The sequence below is a fragment of the Halorhabdus rudnickae genome, assembly GCF_900880625.1.
Lineage (GTDB): Archaea > Halobacteriota > Halobacteria > Halobacteriales > Haloarculaceae > Halorhabdus > Halorhabdus rudnickae.
On sequence record NZ_CAAHFB010000001.1, the window covers coordinates 1,617,610 to 1,638,493 of the forward strand.

General features: G+C 64.6%; 23 protein-coding genes and 2 pseudogenes. 6 read left to right on the forward strand and 19 right to left on the reverse strand.

The window, feature by feature from the left end:
- Positions 1-191: 191 nt before the first annotated feature.
- The 13 genes and pseudogenes from ftsY to BN2694_RS08170 all read right to left on the reverse strand — a co-directional run bounded on the left by ftsY (position 192) and on the right by BN2694_RS08170 (position 9,046).
- On the reverse strand, positions 192-1,325 hold the full coding sequence (gene ftsY, locus BN2694_RS08110) for a signal recognition particle-docking protein FtsY (RefSeq protein WP_135663926.1): 1,134 nt from the start codon (positions 1,323-1,325) through the stop codon (positions 192-194).
- 3 nt (positions 1,326-1,328) lie between these two features.
- Complete coding sequence (gene pfdA / locus BN2694_RS08115; protein WP_135663927.1) at positions 1,329-1,799, reverse strand: prefoldin subunit alpha; 471 nt, start codon at positions 1,797-1,799, stop codon at positions 1,329-1,331.
- Positions 1,796-1,969 carry a 50S ribosomal protein L18Ae gene (rpl18a, locus tag BN2694_RS08120; protein ID WP_135663928.1) on the reverse strand — a complete coding sequence of 58 codons (174 nt, stop codon included), beginning with the start codon at positions 1,967-1,969 and terminating at the stop codon, positions 1,796-1,798. Before rpl18a ends, pfdA begins: the two co-directional genes overlap by 4 nt.
- Before the next feature lie 321 nt (positions 1,970-2,290).
- Positions 2,291-2,956 carry a translation initiation factor IF-6 gene (locus tag BN2694_RS08125; protein ID WP_135663929.1) on the reverse strand — a complete coding sequence of 222 codons (666 nt, stop codon included), beginning with the start codon at positions 2,954-2,956 and terminating at the stop codon, positions 2,291-2,293.
- A gap of 2 nt (positions 2,957-2,958) precedes the next feature.
- Complete coding sequence (locus tag BN2694_RS08130) at positions 2,959-3,237, reverse strand: 50S ribosomal protein L31e (RefSeq protein ID WP_135663930.1); 279 nt, start codon at positions 3,235-3,237, stop codon at positions 2,959-2,961.
- A complete protein-coding gene (locus BN2694_RS08135) occupies positions 3,234-3,386 on the reverse strand; it encodes a 50S ribosomal protein L39e (protein ID WP_135665514.1) in 153 nt (50 codons plus the stop codon). The genes BN2694_RS08130 and BN2694_RS08135 overlap by 4 nt, the downstream gene beginning before the upstream one ends.
- A gap of 72 nt (positions 3,387-3,458) precedes the next feature.
- Positions 3,459-3,766: pseudogene (locus BN2694_RS08140) on the reverse strand (NADH-quinone oxidoreductase subunit D-related protein); the annotation flags it as partial.
- Between the two features lie 397 nt (positions 3,767-4,163).
- Positions 4,164-5,087 carry an MFS transporter gene (locus BN2694_RS08145; RefSeq protein ID WP_135663931.1) on the reverse strand — a complete coding sequence of 308 codons (924 nt, stop codon included), beginning with the start codon at positions 5,085-5,087 and terminating at the stop codon, positions 4,164-4,166.
- Positions 5,084-5,806 (reverse strand): 1-(5-phosphoribosyl)-5-[(5-phosphoribosylamino)methylideneamino]imidazole-4-carboxamide isomerase, encoded by a 723-nt coding sequence (gene hisA, locus BN2694_RS08150; RefSeq protein WP_135663932.1) that lies wholly within the window; start codon positions 5,804-5,806, stop codon positions 5,084-5,086. Before hisA ends, BN2694_RS08145 begins: the two co-directional genes overlap by 4 nt.
- A gap of 329 nt (positions 5,807-6,135) precedes the next feature.
- Positions 6,136-7,161 (reverse strand): lysylphosphatidylglycerol synthase transmembrane domain-containing protein, encoded by a 1,026-nt coding sequence (locus BN2694_RS08155; RefSeq protein ID WP_135663933.1) that lies wholly within the window; start codon positions 7,159-7,161, stop codon positions 6,136-6,138.
- A 1-nt stretch (position 7,162) separates the two neighbouring features.
- Complete coding sequence (locus BN2694_RS08160; protein ID WP_135663934.1) at positions 7,163-8,023, reverse strand: polysaccharide deacetylase family protein; 861 nt, start codon at positions 8,021-8,023, stop codon at positions 7,163-7,165.
- Positions 8,016-8,369, reverse strand: coding sequence for a DUF2304 domain-containing protein (locus BN2694_RS08165; protein WP_135663935.1), 354 nt, complete (start codon positions 8,367-8,369; stop codon positions 8,016-8,018). Before BN2694_RS08165 ends, BN2694_RS08160 begins: the two co-directional genes overlap by 8 nt.
- 2 nt (positions 8,370-8,371) lie before the next feature.
- The gene (locus BN2694_RS08170; protein ID WP_135663936.1) at positions 8,372-9,046 is read right to left on the reverse strand and encodes a glycosyltransferase family 2 protein; all 675 of its coding nucleotides are present in this window, start codon (positions 9,044-9,046) and stop codon (positions 8,372-8,374) included.
- 128 nt (positions 9,047-9,174) lie between these two features.
- On the opposite strand from BN2694_RS08170, the gene BN2694_RS08175 reads away from it, so the two are divergent.
- The 3 genes and pseudogenes from BN2694_RS08175 to BN2694_RS08185 all read left to right on the forward strand — a co-directional run bounded on the left by BN2694_RS08175 (position 9,175) and on the right by BN2694_RS08185 (position 13,179).
- Positions 9,175-10,719: an alkaline phosphatase family protein gene (locus tag BN2694_RS08175; protein WP_135663937.1), complete on the forward strand. Its 1,545-nt coding sequence runs from the start codon at positions 9,175-9,177 to the stop codon at positions 10,717-10,719.
- Between the two features lie 223 nt (positions 10,720-10,942).
- The gene (thsB, locus tag BN2694_RS08180) at positions 10,943-12,592 is read left to right on the forward strand and encodes a thermosome subunit beta (protein ID WP_135663938.1); all 1,650 of its coding nucleotides are present in this window, start codon (positions 10,943-10,945) and stop codon (positions 12,590-12,592) included.
- A gap of 141 nt (positions 12,593-12,733) precedes the next feature.
- Positions 12,734-13,179 (forward strand): annotated as a pseudogene (locus BN2694_RS08185) (TIGR00725 family protein).
- Between the two features lie 33 nt (positions 13,180-13,212).
- On the opposite strand, the gene BN2694_RS08190 reads toward BN2694_RS08185, so the two are convergent.
- Positions 13,213-13,581 (reverse strand): hypothetical protein, encoded by a 369-nt coding sequence (locus BN2694_RS08190; RefSeq protein WP_135663939.1) that lies wholly within the window; start codon positions 13,579-13,581, stop codon positions 13,213-13,215.
- 39 nt (positions 13,582-13,620) lie between these two features.
- Positions 13,621-15,138: a hypothetical protein gene (locus BN2694_RS08195; protein ID WP_135663940.1), complete on the reverse strand. Its 1,518-nt coding sequence runs from the start codon at positions 15,136-15,138 to the stop codon at positions 13,621-13,623.
- 221 nt (positions 15,139-15,359) lie between these two features.
- On the opposite strand from BN2694_RS08195, the gene BN2694_RS08200 reads away from it, so the two are divergent.
- Both BN2694_RS08200 and BN2694_RS08205 read left to right on the forward strand, forming a co-directional pair.
- On the forward strand, positions 15,360-16,286 hold the full coding sequence (locus BN2694_RS08200; protein WP_244605389.1) for an inositol monophosphatase family protein: 927 nt from the start codon (positions 15,360-15,362) through the stop codon (positions 16,284-16,286).
- A gap of 216 nt (positions 16,287-16,502) precedes the next feature.
- Entirely contained in the window at positions 16,503-17,258 is a 756-nt protein-coding gene (locus tag BN2694_RS08205; protein ID WP_135663941.1) for a ribonuclease H-like domain-containing protein, read from the forward strand.
- On the opposite strand, the gene BN2694_RS08210 is transcribed toward BN2694_RS08205, so the two are convergent.
- The 4 genes from BN2694_RS08210 to BN2694_RS08225 form a co-directional block, all read right to left on the reverse strand.
- On the reverse strand, positions 17,259-17,873 hold the full coding sequence (locus tag BN2694_RS08210) for a rhomboid family intramembrane serine protease (RefSeq protein WP_135663942.1): 615 nt from the start codon (positions 17,871-17,873) through the stop codon (positions 17,259-17,261). It abuts the gene before it with no gap.
- Positions 17,874-17,939: 66 nt separating this feature from the next.
- A complete protein-coding gene (locus BN2694_RS08215) occupies positions 17,940-18,122 on the reverse strand; it encodes a hypothetical protein (protein ID WP_135663943.1) in 183 nt (60 codons plus the stop codon).
- Positions 18,119-20,023, reverse strand: a complete 1,905-nt coding sequence (feoB, locus tag BN2694_RS08220; protein WP_135663944.1) for a ferrous iron transport protein B — start codon at positions 20,021-20,023, stop codon at positions 18,119-18,121. The genes BN2694_RS08215 and feoB overlap by 4 nt, the downstream gene beginning before the upstream one ends.
- 2 nt (positions 20,024-20,025) lie before the next feature.
- Positions 20,026-20,265, reverse strand: coding sequence for a FeoA family protein (locus tag BN2694_RS08225; RefSeq protein ID WP_135663945.1), 240 nt, complete (start codon positions 20,263-20,265; stop codon positions 20,026-20,028).
- A 163-nt stretch (positions 20,266-20,428) separates the two neighbouring features.
- Between BN2694_RS08225 and BN2694_RS08230 the strand changes: the two genes are divergently transcribed.
- Positions 20,429-20,857: a GIY-YIG nuclease family protein gene (locus BN2694_RS08230; RefSeq protein ID WP_135663946.1), complete on the forward strand. Its 429-nt coding sequence runs from the start codon at positions 20,429-20,431 to the stop codon at positions 20,855-20,857.
- The last annotated feature ends 27 nt before the right edge of the window (positions 20,858-20,884 follow it).

The window sequence follows — 20,884 nt, forward strand, 5'->3', positions numbered from 1 at the left end:
ACAGTAAGGACTACGAACGGAGCGAACGGCGGTGCCGTGGGCAGTGAGTCTACCGGCGTTCATCCGACTGTCACGTGGTACTGGAACCACACGGATAATCGTGATTGACACGGCGGTACGTGTCAGCACTCGTGGGTAGGGGCGAGGCGTGCCGACAGCTACGACGCAGGAAGGACAGTTCGAAGCGGTGTTCACTCGCCGAGAGTCAGTTGATCGACGACATCCTCGGGATCGAAGCGCTTGAGGTGGTCGTAGCCCTGGCCGGTGCCCAGAAAGAGGATCGGCTTGCCCGTCACGTGGGCGATCGAGATCGCCGCACCACCCTGGGGATCGGTATCGGCCTTCGTGAGGATCGTCCCGTCGATCTCGGCAGCGTCGTCGAACTCCGTCGCGCGGGTGACGGCGTCCTGGCCGGCGACGGCCTCGTCGACGAACAGCGTCATGTCCGGGTCGACGACGCGATCGATCTTCGAAAGTTGATCCATCAACCCCTCGCTGGTGTGGAGTCGTCCGGCCGTATCGCCCAGCACGACGTCCACGTCGTGGGCCTCGGCATATTCGACGGCGTCATAGAGGACGGCCGCCGGATCTCCGCCCTGTTCGTGAGAGATGTAAGGGACGGAAAGCACTTCGGCGTGCTCGCCGAGTTGCTCGTTTGCCCCCGCCCGATAGGTATCACCGTTGGCCAGCACCGAGGAGTAGCCCCGGTCCTCGAGGTAGCGGGCGAGTTTCGCGATTGTGGTCGTCTTCCCGACGCCGTTGACGCCCGTGAAGACGATCACGACTGGTTTCTCATCATCGGCGATTCGCGCTTCGAAGTCGAACTGCCCGACGCTGATGACCTCGTACAGTGCCTCCCGGAGGGCGTCCTGAGCCAGGCTGCCTGTACTCTCCAGTCGGCGGCGCGTCTCCCCGACCAGGTTCGCCTCGACACCCTCGAGAATCTCGCCGGCGACGCTCATCTCGACGTCGCTGCTCAACAGCGTAAGTTCGAGTTCGTCGAGGTGTTCCTGAAGGTCGTCCTCGTCGATGACCGTCTTGCCGGTGGCAAACAGCTTCGCCCGCTCGGCGATGCCACGGTCGTCTTCCCTGGCGTCCTCGTCAGAGCCGTCTTGGGACGGAGCTACCTCAGCACCATCGTCGGGCTCCGTTTCGGATTGCTCTTGGGTTGATGACTGATCGTCCGTCTCTGATTCGGCAGGTACATCGTCGACGGGTTCCGAGCTGTCGCTCTCTTCTTCCTCGTCCGCCTCGGGCTCGGTCTCGACGTCTTCCTCGACGTCGTCGCTGAACTTCCCGAGTTTCTCGCGCAATCCGTCGAACATCGCCTACTCGTCGTCGCCTTCCTGCTGTTGCATCTGCTGCATCTGCTGTTGCATCTGTTGCTGTTGCATCTGCTGGGCGCGCTGCTCGAGGTCTTCGCTCTCGGATTCGAGTTCCGCGATCTCCTCGTTGATCTCCTCGATGCGGTCGTCGATCGTATCCTGCTTGGATTCGAGGGTCTCGACGGCATCATCCTGATCCAGTTCGGCCGCGTAATCCGCGCCGAATCCGACGATGATCTCGTCGATGTCCTGCACTTCGGCGCGGACGTAGGCATCCCCGCCCAGCGGGACCTGAACGGTCTCGCCGCTCTCGATGGCCTCGATAGCCTCCATGGCCTCGTCGATCTCAGTCTGCTCTGCGCGTAGCGACTGGATCTCTTCTTCGAGGGCTTCTTGCTCCTCTTCGATGGCCTCGATTGCCTGTGCCAGTTCCTGTAGTTGCTGCTGGCCGCCGCCTCCGCCACCGAGGCTCATGCGTCGACCCCCTCGATGTCGACCTGCGTGCGCTTCAGCCCGTGTCGGGAGCCGAACTCCGCGAGGATGTGCTCTTCGGCGACGTTCTCGTTCTCGGCCTCGATCTGCTTCTCGAAGGACTGCCAGCCGTCGCGGGCCTGGAAGGACCCGGTGACTGTGAATTCACTCATATCCGGGAATGCGGTGGTCGACGGGGAAGTATCTTCCCATCCACCTTTTCCTGTGGGGTCGCTGAAGCGACCTCCCTTGCAAAAACGTGGGCGAAAAACATCCGGACCCTCCCTTCGGTCGGGTCCGGTGACTCGCCTCGCTGCTCGCGGCTGCACCGCTCTCTTGTTCCGAGGTCTCACTGCGTTCGCCCTCGCTGCTCGCGGCTGCACCGCTCGCCTTTTCGAGATCTTCCCTCGGTCGATCTCGCTGCTCGCGACACTCGGCGTCCGCTCAACGGCGATTGCTGAACCGTTACCGACACCCTCGCAAAATGCGGGCACTCAGTCGATATAGCCGAGCGCGCTCTCGATACGGCCGAGTTCCGGGCCGGTGGTGTTCTGACCGACAACGTAGCCGTTCTCGTTGGCGACCAGCCCCGAGCCGATCAGGGGGCCGCCGTAATTGATCGTCCCCACGTCAGCGGGCACGTCCAGAACGTCCTCCAGCCGGTCGAGTTCGTCGTCGGTCGCCTGTGGGTGTGCGAGGACGCCCCGATTCGTGGCGACCGCCGCCGTACCGACAGTCTGGACACCGGCCAGGTCGCCACGTTCGACCGGGACCTCCAGGGCGTCTTTGACTGCCTGGACGGCCTCCCGGGAGAGGTCGGGATGGACGTACGCCCCGCTGTCGTTGGCGAGGACGACGTTCCCGGCGGCGTTGATCCGCCCCGGGAGTTCCACAACGGGACGGTCAATCGCCTCAGCGAGTCGGTCGCGTTCCCGTTCTGAGATGCGACTCGTGACGAGCAGACCGTTGTCGTTGCCGGTCGCGAGCGCGCCGACGGTGCTCGCGCCGCCGATCGTCGTCTCGACCGTCGGGACGGCGAGTTCCTCACCGAAAGCCGCTTTCAGATCGGATTCGGCGTCCGGCCGCAGGAGTAGGTACTCGTCGGTGGCACGCGCGTAGACGCCGACATACGTCGAACCGGCGAAGGCCGCGCGGAGCAAAGTTACTCGGCGGGCTCTGCTTCGACGACGCTCTCGCCTTCCTCGTCGAAGCGGGCGGCCCGGATACGGACCTTACTCGGTGGGTTCGAGCGACCCTGCGACCAGATCTCCTCGTTGACCGAGGGGTCCAGCCGGACAGCGTCCTCGGCGACCGAGAAGTGCTGGGCGAGGTGGCTGCGGATGATCGACATCGCCCTGTCGGCGCGTTCGCCTTTCGGCTCCGCACTGACGTCACGAAGCGGGACGGTCAGGACCCGCTCCTCGAACTCGTCGGCACTCATTCGTCGGTGTCGCTCCGCCGCCAGTGACGCCGCTTGGGGTTGCGTTGGACGTCCTGGTCGGTCTTCATGATGACCCACGCCGGGACCCGGCTGTTCTGGCGCTCTAGTTTCGCCAGCCGCTTCTTCTTGCCCTTGGATTTTTTGCCCATGGTGTCGATCCGTTCGCCGCCGCGGTTTATATGACTGTTCTTTTCGGTGGCATCGAGGCCCGACGTACAGTCGCGAAGGTTCCGATCGGCCCGTGGCCAGTCAGCCAGCAGGTCGAGACACTGCTCGACGATCGCTGCCGACTCCTCGATGTCCTGTAGCCGAACGTGGACGCGCGAGAAGTTGTCGCCATCGTCTTCGGTGACAAGCAACCAGTCGAGTTCGTCGTAGAGCCATAGGGATCGTCTCGCCGGAGGTCGTACTCGATACCGGAGCCACGGGCGACCGGCCCAGTCACACCGTAGGCCTTCGCCACCTCCGGCGACAACGGTCCAGTGTCGAGACACTGGAGCTGGAAACGCTCGTTGTGCGTCAGTAAGTCCGAGCTGAGATTAGCTACTTATCTAACCGTTGATGGGATCTCAAGAGCATATATTAAATCGCCACACCAGAGCGCTGCGTTCGCCTCGGGAAGTGAGAATCGGTCCTGCTAAAGCGCACTGCTGACGACAACCGTCGACGCTGGCGATTATCGGACGACTGCGCGCCGAAAGGGGCTAGTCCGGACCTCCTTCAGCCGCCCCCGACGTCGACATCAGTAAAGAGGACCCCAGCCACGCGCAAGTCAGCGGTGACCCGGCACCGGCAGGATCACATCTCGGAGGACAGCAACACGGACCGACCGGTGAACGAGGGACTCATACTGCCGGCTGTACGTTCGTACAGCTATTCGACACCACCGTAGTGGCGCATTCCGTGAGTTCGGTACAGCCGGCATATCACTCACCACCTCCGTCCCGGAACGAGATCGACCGCCGAGCGGCGAGAATCGTCGGCAATACGCCGACCGCCAGGGCCAGCGGGATCCACATCGCTGGCCTGATTCCCTGTGCTTCGGCAACGAATCTCATTACCATGGGGACCAGTGCGAAACTGATCGACGAGGAGACCGCGGCGATGGCGTTGACAGGGGCACTGTACTCCGGGGCGGCGTCGGTCCCGAACGCGACCAACAGGGGGTAGACGCCCGAGACGAGCATCCCCAGACAGAACACCGCTGGGAACGTCGCCAGCCCGGAGACGACGAAAAACGAGATGAAAAACGTGGGCAACAGAAGGAGCTCTATCCCGACGAGCAACACACTGTAGTCGTAGCGCTCGACGATGGCTGTCGCCACGAACCGACCGGGGACGTACGCGATCGTGAACGCCGACAACAGCAGGTTCGCGTCCGACTGAACGAGACCCGCAGCCTCGATCCCGAACGTCGGCAGCCAGAGGAACAGATCCCCCTCCAGGCCAGTGTGAAAGAACATCGCTAGCGCCATCGCGGCGATCTCTTTGGTCCCCAGGAGCGCCACCAGCGCCTCGCGATCGAGGATCGCTTCCCGACCCTCCTCGAAGGGGAGGTCCAACCGCCAGACGAACGCGACCACCGGGACGGGCGCGGCGGCCAGCCCGAAGTAAGCCAACCGCCAGTCGCCCAGCGCGATCGCGGCGGTCATCACCAGCGGGCCGGCGGCCGAGCCAACCGCCCACGCCAGATCGTACATCCCGAACGCCCGACCCCGAGAATCGGGGTAGAGGTGGCTGAGCATCGGGCGATCAAGCCCACGGATGATCCCGTCCCCCAGGCCGCGAACGACCAGAACAGCGAGGAATGAAAGGAACGTCGGGGCGAGTTCAGTCCACCGATCGCTCACTGGACGGCTTCGATCGCCTCGCCCAGCGTGAACGCCCCCTCGTAGAGCGCACTCCCGACGACGACGGCTGCCGCGCCTGCGTCTTGGAGGGCGCGAACGTCCTCGATCGAGGCAACGCCGCCACTGGCGATGACCGGAATATCAACCGCCTCGACGACGCGCTCGACGGGACCGGTCCGGACGCCCTCCAGCCGTCCCTCGACGTCGACGTCGGTAAAGAGGATGCCGGCGGCACCGAGGTCGGCGTATCTAGCCGCTGCCTCGGCGGGGTCGAGACCGGTCCCTTCGGTCCACCCCGAGACGACGACCTCGCCGTCGCTGGCGTCGAGGCTAACGAGGACGCTCCCTGAATGGGTCTCGCTGATCTCGGCGACGATCTCGGGGCGTTCGACAGCGGCAGTCCCGAGGATGACCCGGTCGACGCCGGCATCGAGGAGGTCCCGGGCATCCTCGGCCGTGCGGATGCCGCCGCCCAGTTGCACGTCGACGTCGACGGCCCCGAGTATCGCCTCGATGGCGTCAGCGTTCGCGCGTTCGCCCTCGAAAGCCCCGTCGAGATCGACGAGATGCAGGGTCTGGGCGCCAGCCGCGACCCAGCGCCCGGCCGCGTCGACGGGATCGCCGTAGGTCTTGCCCGTGCCGCGCTCGCCGCCCACCAACTGAACGACCTGACCGTCCTGCATGTCGACGGCCGGGATCACCTCGAATTCCGGGAACATATCACGATCCCGGGCGCCCGACGCGTAAAGAATATCGGTCGTCGAACGATCGAGATGCCGGGAGACACACAACAAAGGGCAGAAGTGTCTTCACTCGTAGCGGTCGCTGTCTGTCATCTGCCGTGGCCGGCAACGAGTGTCGAATCGGCCGGGAAAATACCAAGACAACGAACCACCGCGTCATCGACGCCCAGAACCGACGCACTGTCGAGGGTGCGTAACTTGCCGGCGACGTGAGAACGACTGCGGGCGCAAACGAGGAACAGACGGCGAACGTCCGTCAGATCCGGGAGGCGGTCGAACGGCTGAACCGCGAGGAGTAAACGGGATCAGGAGGCCGCCGACTCAGGTCGGCCCAGTGACAGCGACGGATACCACCCGGCCAGCGCGGGAAGGTATACCCCGAGAACGCGATCCAGAAGGATCGCCGAGGCAGCGACCTCGCCCGGCACCCCGAGCGCGACGAAGACGACCGTCGCCGTCGCCTCCGTGATCCCGATGCCGCCAGGCGTCACCGGGAGGAGCGTGACGCTGTATGCCGCCACGAGGTACAGCGGGAGGGCAATCGCCGGTTCGACGCTCGCGCCGAAGGCACCAAACAGCAGCCAGACCCGGACCCCGGAAGCAAGGACGTGTTTGATCGCCCACCCGGCCGCGTACCGGACCCAGACGCGCGCCAGGACGAGCAGTTCCCGGAACGTCGCGGTCGACTCCGCCGTGAACCCGACCAGCCCCTCCATCCGGTCGGCCACGGCGTCCCCGACGACTGGCAGGCGGGCGAACAGCCGCCGGAGAACGGCCAGCAGGCGGTCGAAAGCCGTGAGGTTGGCCCCACCGAACAGGACGGCCAGACCCGCGAGGAGGTACAGCCCGATCGAAAGCGCGAGCAGGAGAGCGATCCCGACGGACAGTCGGGGGAGTGCGACCGCCAGGCCGACCGCCGCGACCAGGGCATAACAGAGCGCGAACATGGCCGTGTGGAGAGCGGCGACAGCCGTCGCGTCCGGGAGAGTCATGCCGGTGAAGCTTCGGATGACGAACGGCGCGGCGACCCGCCCGGAGAGCCGCGAAGGGAGCAACTGGTTGACGAAATTGACGACGAGATCGACGCGTGCGGCGTCACGGAACCGGGTGGGACCGAGACGGTCGATCAGGACGTAGTAAGTGTCGAAGCGACCCAGCAGTCCGACGACGGTTACACCCAACAGCGCGAGGACAGTCGCAGGATCGAGACGCCCAAGCAGCGACCACACGGCCCCGAGGTCGATCTGCGTGAGCAACCAGTACAGCGCGCCAATGGCGACGGCGTACTGCACCAGCGTGATCGCGATCGCTCTGGGCGAACGTCGAGCCACGCTATCGCGCCTCGTTGTCCGCTGCCGTCGTCGGTGCGGTTCTCGCGTCGGTCGCTTCGAGGATCCGCCGCAGGCTCGTGAACGCGTAGGGCTGAGCGAGGATCCGTTCGAGTGCCCGACGCATCCAGGCACCTGTTCGGAACGTGACCCGGCGGGGTACCCCCTCGACAGCAGGCAGATCGACGAACTCCCAGGGGTGGACGTACAGGACAGGCGCGATGCCGCGGCGGGCGAGCAGTCTCATGCCGAGAATCGTATAGCGGACGCCGAACAGCCGGAGCCAGAAGCCGGTCAGCGGGAGCCGCAGGCCGGGCATCACGCTCGTGGGTATCGCCGTGACCCCGTCTGGCGCCGTCGGATCGACGTGAGTCGCCGGGGCCGGATGCTGCAGGCGATACTCGCCGCCGTAGAACCCCGGAATCCGCCGGCTGGCAACGACGCTCGCGTCGTAGGTGTAGCCGACCGCGGAAAGCGCATGGAAGTGCTCGGGACCGAAGTCGAACGCGGGCGCGCGAAATCCCTCGACGGTTGTGCCGGTCGTCGTCTCCAGCCGTTCCTTCGAGCGACGGAGTTCCGCGTACCGTTCGGCGGGTTCCAGATCGGTCAGGAGTCGGTGCGTGTGAGTGTGCGAGCCGATCTCGTGATCGGCGGCAAGCGAACGGACGGCCTCGGGATAGGTGTCGGCGATCTCGGAAACAACGAAACAGGTCGCCGTGGCGTTTGCTGCTTGCAGGGCGTCCCGGAGGAACGCCAGCCCGTCCAGGCCGATCCCCTCGCGATCGGTCGATCCGGAAGCGGCCCGGTAGGCCGGCGTCTGGGAGAACAGCTCGACGTCGATCGTCAGGGCCGCGTACTCACTCATCGGAGCGGTCCCGGAGTTCGGCCTCCAGTAGGCTGACCTGTTCGTTGAGCCGCGAGACACGGTCGTAGAGCCGGCCGATTCGGTTCAGCAGGTAGATGACGAGGACGAACAGCGTCAGGTTCGAGATGACCAGGATCGCCCGGGCCTTGAGTTCGAGCCCGAGGACGGTCGCGATCACCTCGAAAACGTTGGGGAACGCGGCGACGAACAACAGCCCGGCACCGACCGCGAGGGAGGCGACGAACAGGGCCATCGCCTCCCGGCCGCGCTGGACCAGGTAGTACCCGTTGGCGAGAAAGAGCACGCCCACGAGCCCGGCCACGAGATTGACGACGGAGTATGCCATAGTTAGCGAAAGAGCAGTACCCGGAGGACGACGTCGGCCATCCGGAAGGGGTAGCGGACGAACGTATCCAACGTGAACTGTGATTCGCCGGTCTCGCGGGTCGGCATCGCCACCGACACCTCGACGATACGCTGGTCGCGACGTGCGGCATCGAGGGTCTGTTCGACCGCCCAGTGGTCGTCCGAACGATGCAGGATGTCGGCGAGGGCGTCGACGCGGTAGACCCGAAAGCCGCTGGTCACGTCGGTCACGTCGACGCCGCCCAGAACGTTGACCACGCCCGTGAAAAAACGGATCCCGGCACGGCGCACCAGCGAGTACTCCGCGAGGCTCCCGTTGCGATAGCGGCTGGCGATCACCATGTCGGCCTCGTCGGCCGCCTCCAGCAGCCGCGGGATCGCTCCGGGGTCGTGTTGACCGTCGGCATCGATCTGGAGGACGAAGTCGTAGTCGTGGTCGATCGCGTACTGGTAGCCGGTTCGGACCGCGCCGCCGACGCCGGTGTTGAAGACGTGTTCGATCACCGTCGCGCCGTGCTCGCGGGCGAGGTCGGCGGTGCCGTCGCTGGAGCCGTCGTCGACGACGACGATCTCCTCGACGTGCTCGCGCGTGCCTTCGATCACCGGGCCGATCGTGTCGGCCTCGTTGTACGCGGGCAGGACGGCAACGGTTCGCACTACTACCGAGGCGGCCGGGAAGTCACTTAGAGGTGACGTTCCCGCGGGAAGCGTCGGACAGTGACTGCCCTCCAGCGGCCGCACGCGCATGGAAGGGACTTAATGGACCCGGCCCGTCCCCTCCAGCGATGACACGGACCGTCGTCCTCGGGCTTGACGGTGCCAGCTGGCGGCTGCTGGACCCGTGGCTGGAATCGGGCGAGTTACCGAACTTCGCCGCCTTCCGCGAGGAGAGCGCCTGGGCCGAGACCGAGAGTTGTCTGCCGCCCGTGACCTTCCCCAACTGGAAGTGCTACTCGTCGGGAAAGAACCCTGGAAAGTTCGGCGTCTACTGGTTCGAGCGCGTCGACCTCGCCGAGGGGACCATCGAGGTGACCAACGGCGGGGACTTCCTGACCGCGGAGCTGTGGGACTATCTCAACGACGACGGGCAGCGCGCGGGCGTAGTGAACATGCCGACGATGTACCCGCCCCGGGAGATCGACGGCCCGATCGTCTGTGGCGGCCCGGACGCCGTCGAGGGGGAGTACCGCTCGATCGAGGAAGGATACACGACGCCCGCGGAACTGGCAGCCGAACTCGAGGAGCGCTTCGACTATCAGGTCCATCCCGAACCGCTGCTCTCGAGCAACGACGAGCGTGGGGCCGAGGTCGATGCCATCCTCGACCTGCTGGAGACGCGCCTGGAGGTCGCCGTGACGCTGCTGGAGGAGCAGGATCTCGAGTTCGTCCACGTTACCCTGTTCTACCTGAACGTCCTCCAGCACTTCTTCTGGAACGACGAGCCGACCGTGCGGGCCTACCGACTCATCGACGAGTGGATCGGTCGGCTCCGGGAGCGTCCGGACACCAATCTCGTGATCATGTCCGATCACGGCTGTGGCCCGACGACGACGGAGTTCTACATCAACGAGTGGCTGGCCGAGAACGGCTATCAGGCCCGCACGGCGAGCGTCGACAACGTCTTCCAGAAGGTCGGCCTCGACCGCGAGAACGTCCTTGCGATCGCCAAACGGCTGGGGATGGTCGACCTGCTCGCGGCGGTGGTCCCCGAGGGGATCCAGCAACTGGTTCCCCAGCGGGCCGGACTCAAGCGCGGGCGGAAACTGGAGGCGATCGATCTCCCGAACACGAAGGCCGTCGCCAGCGCCCAGGGGCCGATCTATCTCAATCCCGAGTTCGATGGCGAAACAGTCCGCGAGGAGCTAATCGAGGACCTGCGAGCGGTCGAAGACGAGGACGGCCCCCTGTTCGATGGTGTCTATCCCGGCGACGACGTCTACAGCGGCCCCTACGCCGACGAGGGTCCGGATGTCGTTCTCGATCAGCGCGATGGCGTCCACGTCAACGACGGGGTCGGCGGCGGCGCGGTCCGGGCGGCGCCCGACCGCTGGGCGGCCGAGAACACCCGCAACGGGATCTTCCTCGCTGGCGGTCCCGATTTCCGGGCGGACGGCGAACTCGAGCAGGTGAGCATCCTCGACATCGCCCCCACCGTCCTGCTCGCTCACGGCTGTGCGATCCCGTCCGACATCGACGGCGAGGCGTTGGGAATCGTCGCTGGCGACCCGGACCCGGAGACGCGCGATCCCCTCTCGTCCGGACGATCGGCGGGCGAGCGCGACACCGACGGCGTCGAAGATCGGCTGAAACAGCTCGGGTACATGGAATAACTGCCGATCCAGGGACGAATAGCTATATAAATACCCGCGGCGTCGGCCGTTGAAAGCTCCCACCCGTCGTGTGGTAATTCTTCACACTACCGGACGATACCGACCGTTGTCGTGGAGTTTCGGGGCGCACTCCCCGGTTGTCGAGGGGAACCGATCGCCGACGGAAACCCGTACACTTATATAGAACCACAGACAAACATTCTACCGACTTATGAGCCAGCGCATGCAGGGACAGCCGATGATCGTACTCGGCGATGAGTCCGAGCGGATGAAAGACGAGGACGCCCAGAGCCACAATATCTCGGCGGCCCGCGCGGTCGCTCAGTCGGTCCGTTCGACCCTCGGGCCGAAGGGCATGGACAAGATGCTCGTCTCCTCGATCGGTGACGTGACCATCACGAACGACGGCGTCACCATCCTACAGGAGATGGATATCGAGAACCCGACGGCCGAGATGATCATCGAAGTCGCCGAGGCCCAGGAGGACGAAGCCGGCGACGGCACCACGACAGCCGTCGCCATCGCGGGAGAACTCCTCGCGAACGCCGAGGACCTCTTAGAGCAGGACATCCACCCGACAGCGATCATTCGCGGGTTCGACATGGCCGTCAAGCAGGCCCGCGAGGAGATCGACGACATCGCCGAGCGCGTCGAGCCGGACGACGAGGAGATCCTCAAGTCCGTCGCCGAGACGAGCATGACGGGCAAAGGGGCCGAACTCAATCTCGACCTGCTCTCGGATCTGGTCGTGGGTGCCGTCCAGGCCGTCTCCGTCGAGGGCGAAGACGGCTCGACGGTCGTCGACCTAGAGTTTATCGACATCGAGTCCAAGCCGGGCCGGCCCGCCGCCGACTCGACGCTCGTCCACGGCGCCGTCATCGACGAAGATCCGACCCACGAGGACATGCCGACGGACGTCGAGGGCGCCGAGATCCTCCTGACCGACACCGCGCTGGAGCTTGACGAGACCGAGGCCGACGCACAGCTTAGCGTCGACGACCCGAGTCAGCTCCAGGAGTTCATCGAGCAGGAAGAAGAGCAGCTCCGGGAAATGGTCCAGCAGATCGCGGACTCGGGCGCAGACGTGGTCTTCTGCCAGAAGGGCATCGACGAGATGGTCGAGCACCTCCTCGCCCGTGAGGGTATCCTCGCCGTCGAGCGGGCCAAGAAGTCCGACATCGAGTTCCTCCGTGAAGTCACCGACGCACGGATCGTCTCCGATCTGGACTCGCTGAGCGACGCCGATCTGGGGATCGGCGACATCGCCCGCGACGAAGACGAGGAGTGGTTCACCGTCGAGAGCGACGGACACGGCGTGACGCTACTCGTCCGCGGGTCGACCGAACACGTCAGCGACGAACTCGAACGCGGGATCAACGACGCCTTGGACGTCGTCGCCGCGACAGTCAGCGACGGGCGCGTCCTCGCTGGTGGCGGTGCGATCGAGGTCGAACTCGCTTCCCGTCTACGGGATTACGCCGACAGCGTGGAAGGCCGCGAACAGCTGGCAGTCGAAGCCTTCGCAGACGCGTTCGAACTCGTCCCGCGAGTACTCTCGGAGAACGCCGGTCTCGATCCGATCGACACGCTTGTCGAACTGCGGTCGGCCCATGAGAACGGCGAGCAGCGCGCCGGACTGAACGTCTTCACCGGTGACGTCCTCGATACCTACGAAGAGGGCGTCGTCGAACCGGCCCACGCCAAGACCCAGGCGATCTCCAGCGCCGCGGAGGCCGCCAACCTGGTCCTGAAGATCGACGACATCATCCAGGCCTCCGGTCTGGGCGGGGGCAGCGGCGACGACGGCCCCGATCTGGGCGGTGCCGGCGGTGCCCCTGGCGGTATGGGCGGCGGCATGGGCGGCATGATGTAACGACGGCCGACACGACACCACCCTACTCGCCGTCCGATCGCTGTACCGATTCGATCGATTTTTGAAGGATTGTCTTATCCACTACGTCCGGCCGCTCCGGCGGCCGACAAGAATAGGGCGGTCGCTTTCGAGGCCGAGGACATGCGCGTCAGCGTCATCGGCGGGAGCACAGTCACTGACGGACTGTACGACCAGGCCCAGGCAGTGGTCAACTGGTGGCCGAACGCGATCACGAGGTCGTCTGTGGCGGTCGCACGGGCGTCATGGAAGCGGTCTGTCGCGGAGCGCGCGAGACGGGCGGCCACACGATCGGGATCTTTCCGGGATCGGACCGCGGGGCGGCGAACCAGTACGTCGAGACGGCGATCGCAACGGGACTGGGTAACGCCCGCAACGCCCTGGTCGTGGGCAACGGCGACGCCGCGATCGCGATCGACGGCTCGACGGGCACGCTCTCGGAGATAGCGCTGGCACTTGACGCCGGGAAGCCGGTGGCAGGCATCGACACGTACGATGTTGCAGGTGTCAAACCCGTCGAGTCTCCGGAGGCAGCCGTCGAATACGTCGAGACGATGGTACGAGACTGAATGCCCGGGCCGGCCTGTTGATTGCTCCGACGATCACTCGCCAGTCGCAACGAGCGCGAAGATCCACAGCAGGACGAACGGGTACGTGAACAATTGGATTGCGGCGAGATCACTCCAAGCGGGCGGGCCAAGAAGGCCCACGCCGGCACCCAGTAGGCCACCGCCCGCCGCGATCGGACCGTAGGTCCCACTGCTCGCCGGACTCTCGACAGTCGAGAGGAAGAACAGCCCGGCGACGAAGAAGACTGCCAGCGTGAAGACGACCTCGGTGACAGGCGTGCCGCCATCCGTGATCGCTCGCCAGGTGCCGACGACGAACCCGCCGAACAGCATCAGGGTGACCAGTAAGCCACCGTTGACGGCGATCCGCCGCAGATCGAAGCCGAACCGGTCCGTTGCCATATGAGCACTACCAGCCAGCGAAGGCAAGTGCGTTTCCCCTCACGCCAGCCAGTCGACGAACGTCCCTTCGAGTAGCGTCTCACGTTGTTCGCGAATGTACTGCGATTGCATCCCCCAGATCGCTTCACCGAGTGGGACCCCCTCACGGACCTGGCGCCTGACCAAGTCGTGTTTGAACCGGGCGGGCGTCATCCGTCGGTCGAGGCGTTCACGGAGAGGCCTGATGTACCGGCGGGCTTGGGCCGTCGAGAGACCGCGCAACTCCAGGCCGTCCCGGGCGTGCTCGAAGAGATCGCCATAGATCTCGTCGATCGCTGTGGTCTCGCCACGTCCCGTGATCCAGGTCATCTCGGCTTGAAGACCGTCGTGCCCGGCGGCATAGAAGTTCTCGCGGGCCTGTTCCCATTCGAGGTTCCGGACCGGATGTTCTCTGCGGGGCAGACTTTCCAGTAGCCCGGCGAAGACAGCCTCGAAAGCCACGGCGTCCCGGATCGTCGGCTGGCCGGGCAGCGGTCGGAACTCGATGCGGGCGTTGGCCGAAGAGCGGGTCGCGCCATCGAAGACCGGCCGGATCCACCGCCAGTAGCTGCCGTGTTTGTGCCGGACGTGCGCGAAGCGATCGTCGAAGCGCCCGCCCGTTTCGACTTCCATCGGGACGATCAGCGGATCGGCGACGATCCGGTCGATGGCTTGCTCGACGGACTCGAAATCGCGGGGGAAGCGGACTTTGGGTTCGGCGTCGCTCCCCTCGGGCGGGTTCAGAACGGACTCGAAGACGCCGATCCGGTGTTCCATGTGGGCGTCGGCGACGATCTCCCGGTCGTGGGCGTCGTCGTAACACTCCGGCGGGAAGAAAGGAGAATTGACTCCGAGTGCGAGCAGTGGTCCGGCGACCCGGAGGGCGTACCGGAAGTACTCCGGGAGATCAGGGGCGTGGGGCACCTGGTAGTGGGGCTGAATGGACGTGATCAAGCTCTCGGGCATGACGGTGTCGGCTTGGACGGAAACGTGCGGGGCATCGAGCCGGAATCCGGCGGGGTACCCGGTGTTGGCCATCGCGTGGTATCGGACGCTGTCGGTCATGTTCGTCCCGATACGGATCCCATCCTGCTCGACGGAGTCACAGAGATACTCGATGGCCGTCTCGCCGTTAGGTGGGACCGTCCACATGCCGTCGCTGATCAACCGGATGTCTTCGGACCCCGTCCGCTCGATGGCCGGCGCGAGGTTGGCCTGGAGTTCACGCTCCTGGGCTTCGAGGCCGTAGTCGTTCAGTGGCTGTGGACTGGTCTGCATCTCGGCGTTGTGCAGGCCTAGTTCCTTCTCGAAGCCGATACGTTCGAGCAACTGCCTGGGAACGCGCCGGAGGTCGTCGGTCCGGTCGTCGGCCGCATACAGTTCGAACTCCAGGCCGACGATCGCCTGACTGTTGTCGAACGTCCCGTCCCGGACCTCCGCTTTGAGGCCCTCGGCCTCTTCCTCGGCTCGCGCCAGAAACGCCTCACGATCGACCGACAGCGCCTCACGGAGCGCCGTGGCGAGTTCTGAGGCTGACATACCTCGCGCTTGCGTATCAGGTGCCTTGAACGTGATGGGTCAGCCAGTGAGCGCGCGAATGATCGCGTCGGTCCCTCGATGGATCCCCAGACGACATTGTGGTAGGAGAGATCGGTGTTTTTAGCACGTTTAGTACATAAAGAAAAATTATATTACCCTGGGAGGGGTAAACTCGGGCGATGGTGCGGTCACTTAACCGGAGATCGTATATTAAAGGGATCATGGCAAGCGGGGCAGCCACCGGGCTCGCCGGCTGTTCTTCGGGCCAAGAGACTACCGAATCCCTCCAGACGAACCACCAGGACACCGACACAGTCACCGAAACCCAAACGACACCAATGGCAAGCACTACCGACTACACTCCAGTCGTCGAACAGGCAGCAGTCACCGGCAGCGCCGTTGCGGCCAATCTCTTCCGCCGAGATATCGAAGTCGAATACAAGGACGACACGAAGGCCAATGTCGTAACGAAAGCCGATCGTGGCGCACAGGCGGCGATCATGGACACGCTTGAGCGACTCCAGCCCGATGGGACGATCGTCGGTGAGGAAGGTGACGCGGCGAAAGACGTACCTGACTCGGGACTGTCGTTCGTCGTCGATCCGCTCGACGGCTCGTATAATTTCACTCGAGGAAACCGCCTCTGGTGTGCCAGTGTCGCTGCAGTCGAAGACGGCGATCCGGTTGCAGCCGCCTCCGTCGCCCCGGCACTGGATGACGCCTACGTCGGAAGTCCCGAAGGCGTCCGCCGGAACGGCGAGCCCGTCAGTGTGAGCGACCGTACCGACCCGAAGGGGTTCATGGTTGCTCCCACGTACTTCTGGGGCTTTGACAGTCGTGGACAGTTCGCCGCCGCGGCGCGTGCCGTCGTCGAGCGGTTCAGTGACCTTCGGCGGGTTGGCTCGACACAGCTCGCACTCGCACTCGTCGCTGCCGGCGAGATCGAAGCTGCGATCACGAATCTCGAAACGAACCCGTGGGACACGATCGCCGGTGCGGCGATGGTCGAATGGGCCGGTGGCACAGTAACAGACCTGAACGGCAAGTCCTGGGGACCGGACAGTACGGGTCTGGTTGCCTCGAACGGTGGCGCACACGATCTCGTCCTCGAAGCGACCCAGGAGATCGAAGCCGCGAAACAGAGCTAGGCCCTCTTTTTAAGTATTACTGCTACTTAACTTCGATCGAGTGAGGATTAGCGCCGATGCGTTTCTATCAGCACAGTCCACATGAGGACAGCGTCGGCCACACAGACACGCCGACCATTGTACACTGTGAGAGTGTCCAGACGTTTGTCTGAAGCCGTTGCAGCGATCACAACACACCGCGACCTTTAGGAACGTCGGCCGCCGAGTATTGCCATCGTGCGCGTCGAAGAGAGTTTCATCCCGGTCAGGGGCGTCGGCGAGCAGACCGAGCGGTCGCTGTGGGAACACGGAATCACCCACTGGGACGACTTCTACCCCGACGCCGTCGGCCCCACGACCGCCGAGCGCATCCAGGCGTTCATCGAGGACGCCCGCCGACATCTGGACGACCGCAACACCGAGTACTTCGGCCGACAGTTCCCAAGCGAGGCCCAGTGGCGACTGTACGAGTCCTTCCAGGACGGCGCAGCCTTCTTCGATATCGAGACGACAGGCCTCGATAAGCGCCAGGACGCGGTGACGACGGTCAGCGTCCGCCAGGGTGGCGAGACGAAGACGTTCGTCCGGGATCGCGATCTCACCGCCGAGCGCCTCCAGGAGACCTTCACCGACGCCAACCTGCTGATCTCGTTCAACGGCAAGCGTTTCGACGTACCTTTCCTCGAGCACTCTTTCGACCTCGGAGGCGTCCTCAAACGCCCGCATCTCGATCTGATGTATCCGTGCCGACGACTGGACCTGACGGGCGGGCTGAAACAGATCGAGAAAGACGTAGGGATCGAACGAGATCGCCCAGACCTCTCTGGAAAAGACGCCGTCAGGCTGTGGTACGAGTATCAGCGTGGGGACGAGACAGCGCTTGACACGCTCATCTCGTACAATCGCGAGGACGTCGACCACCTGGAGACAGTCGCCAACCGGGTCGTCACCCGGCTCCACGAGCGGACGGTGCCCGACGACTGTGACCTGTGATCAAAAGCGTCGTCGTTCCGTACTGGTTGCGGACGCATTAGACACACTGGATCGAAGGACGTGCGCTCGACCGGCGAGCAGACCGAGCACCAGCCCGGTAAAGTGTGCGATCAGTGCCACACGTCGACCCCGTGTCAGCCAGGTGATAGCGAGGGCAACGCCGATCATGACGAGGGTCGCCACCCGTGGATCGACGGCGATCCGGCTGGCGACGGCGTCAGTGAGGCGGTTGGCCGCAAGCAAATACCCCAGCAGGCCGAATATCGCGCCACTGGCCCCCAGCACTGAGACGGCATCACCCATGAGCCACCCCACGGTCACCTCCATCGTCCCGGCGGCGGCCCCGACGACGAGGAAGAACAGGTAGAACCGCAGGGTCGACGTGCGCCGTTCGAGGACGAGACCGATCACGAACAGGCCGATGGCGTTCGTCGCGAGATGCAGCGGGCCGCCATGGGCAAGGACGCTCGAAAGCAGCGTCCAGGGCCGATCGGACAGCGGCCAGGCGAGTGCGAGTTCGAGCGGTGTCCCCAGTACGGCTGCCAGTACCTGCAACAGGAAGACCACGATCAGCACGCCGATCAACGTCGTGGTCGGATTCGTGGCCCTGTCCATATCCGAGCGTAGGGCCGAACGGTCAAGAATCAGTCGGCCGGACCGACGCCTGGGAGGAACGGCGTCCTACTCTTCGCCGCCGTCGGCACGCAGCCGATCCACTCCCTTTCGCCGCAACTGCTCGACGATACCGGAGCAGGCGTCACACTCCGCACAGGTGGCCGTCGAGCAGGAAAGCATCGAGCCACAGCGGGGACACTGCAGATCACCGGCAGGGTCGAACTCGTACTCGCAGGTCGGGCACTTCATAGGCCGAGCACCCCGAAGGCGGCCGCCAACACGCCACCGACGCTGAAGGCCGTCACCCAGGAACCGACCCACATCAACAGGGCACTTTTTGCGTCCTGTTCTTTGAAAATCATCACCATCGCGAGGATGCAGGGGACGAACAGCGTGATCACGACCAGCCCCACGAAGACCTGGGCGCTCGACAGCGCCATGTCAGTCATGCCAGCGGCGGCGAAGTCCCGGCGGATCAACCCGAGGACGAGAATCTGCCCGAAGTCCGCGGGCATCCCGACCAGCGACGTCAGCGGTCGCAGACCGTTCTGGATGGCTGCCAGCCCACCGACGTAATCGAGTGCCGAAATGACGACGGCAGTCGCACCGAACAGCGGGATCGCTTCACGGAGGAACATCTTCGCGCGGTTGTACGTCTTCCGGAGGATATTCCCCGGTCGAGGGGCACGCATCCGTGGCAATTCGGCTACCAGCGACTGGCTCTGGCCGGGGAGCGTTCGATCGAGGAAGAGGCCGACGACCCCGAGCACCGCGAGGAGGACGCCGAGGTAGCCAAACCAGTAGATCAGTCCGAGCCCCGCCATCAATCCCATGATGACGCCCAGTTGGGCCGAACACGGCACCGCCAGTCCGAGCAGCGCCGTCGAGATGGTCCGCTCGCGTTTCGAGCCGACCATCCGGGTGGTGATGACGGCCATCGTCACACAGCCGACGCCGACAATCATCGGAACGACGGCACGACCGTTCAGGCCGATTCGGTTGAGGCCGCGGTCGGTCAACACGGCCAGCCGCGGGAGGACGCCGGAGTCCTCTAAGATGCTGATCGCGAAGTAAAACGCGATCACCAGCGGCAAGAGCGTGCCAATGACGTACTGGACAGTGACCGTCAGCAGGCCGAGATTGTCGTTGATCAAGAGGAACTCGAGGGGCTCGATCCAGGCAGAATCAGGCAGCAGGCCGGAGACGAACGACTCGACGGCGGGGATGTAGTAGACGCCCAGAATCTCCCCTTCGAGGGTGTCGACGAGCCGCTGGGCGACCAGATCGCCGATGAAATAATAGATCAGCCCAAGCATCGCCAGGGCGATCGGCGTCCCGGTCAGGGGGTTGATCATAAGGTCACTGAGTCGCTCGGCGATCGAATCGTCAGTCCGGGTTACTTGCTGGACAGAATCAGCGATCGACTGGACGCGCGAGCGGCGTTGCCCGTAGATCTCGTCACGGAGCCCCGACTCGACCAGCGCCGGCGAGCCGCCGTCGGCCATGACGCCGCCGACATCCATCTCCGTGGGGAGCTCCTCGTCGCCCTCAACCAGTAGCGTCTTCTCCGGACGGTCGGCCTCGAGTTCTGCGGGGAGTTCGTCGTAGTACTCGTCGATGGCCGTCGAGTCGGGCGCGCTTGCGTCGGAGATTCGGTCCCGGAGTTCGTCAAAGCCCTCGCCGTCGATCGCCACTGTCGGAACGACGGGAACGCCCAGGGCTTCCTCAAGGGCGTCGACATCGATATCGATGCCGTCGGCCTCGGCTTCGTCCATCATGTTCAGCGCGACGACCGTCGGGACGCCCATGTCCAGTAGCTGCAGCGTCAAGAAGAGATCGCGGTCGAGGTGGGTCGCATCGACGACGTTCACCACGGCGTCGGCTTCGAGGACGATGTCGCGGGTGACCCGCTCTTCCTCGGAGAACGAGGAGATACCGTAGACGCCGGGCGTGTCCGTCAGCTTGTAGTCGCCGAACTCAGCGATCGTGGTGTCGACGGTCGTGCCGGGATAGTTCGAGACGTCGACGTACTGCTCGGCGAGCTCGCCGAAGACGACACTCTTGCCCACGTTCGGGCAGCCGACGAGCGCGAGCGTCGCCTCGGCGTCGATCGCCTCGGGATCACATCCGGCGTCGTGACACCCCTCCATTGTCACTCACCGACCTCCGTGGTCGGCCGTTCGATCTCGATGTCCCCAGCGAGATCCGAGCCGAGTGCGAGATCCGTGCCGTTGCGTCGGACAATGACCGGCCCCTTGCGAATATGATGGCGACACTCCACGGTGCCGTCCAGAAAGCCCAGCCGTAACAGCCGCGCCCGGGTGTCCCCGTCCGGGACGTCGACCAACCTGACGGACTCGCCCGCCCCGACATCGGCCAGTACTTCGCTCATTTAGTCTCACCTAAGTAGGAATAAGCTAGGTTTCCCAAAAAGAGAGGGTGGGTGTTCCCGCTTCCTGAAAACAGATGTGGACAAACGTGATGGTTTAGGCCGGCCTATCTTCTCGCGACGGTCGATCGCTGGACGTTTCGGCGTCGCGTCCGGATGAGGATCCGTGACAGCCGATCAGGGAACCTACACGTTACTGCTCGCTCTCGAGGAGCAGGCGACGATCACCTTTGGCGCGGCGGGCGAGCGCAGCCTCACGGCGGGCGCATATGCCTACACCGGGAGTGCGTTCGGGACGGGCGGGTTCGCCCGGATCGACCGCCACCGTGAACTCGCAGCCGGCGAACGGGACGCCCGCCACTGGCACGTCGATTACCTGCTTGGCCATCCCGACACGCAGTTCACTGACGTGATAAAGACCGTCGGCGAAGACGTCGAGTGTCCGGTCGCTCGGGCGATCGCCGACGAGACGACGCCGATCGCCGGGATCGGAGCCTCGGACTGTGACTGCGATACACACCTCGCGTACGCACCCGAAGTCGAGGACCTTCGGTTGACGGTCGATCGCGCTCACGAGCGGGCCCAGGGTGACTGACCGGCGCCGCTCGATGGGAGAAACCGA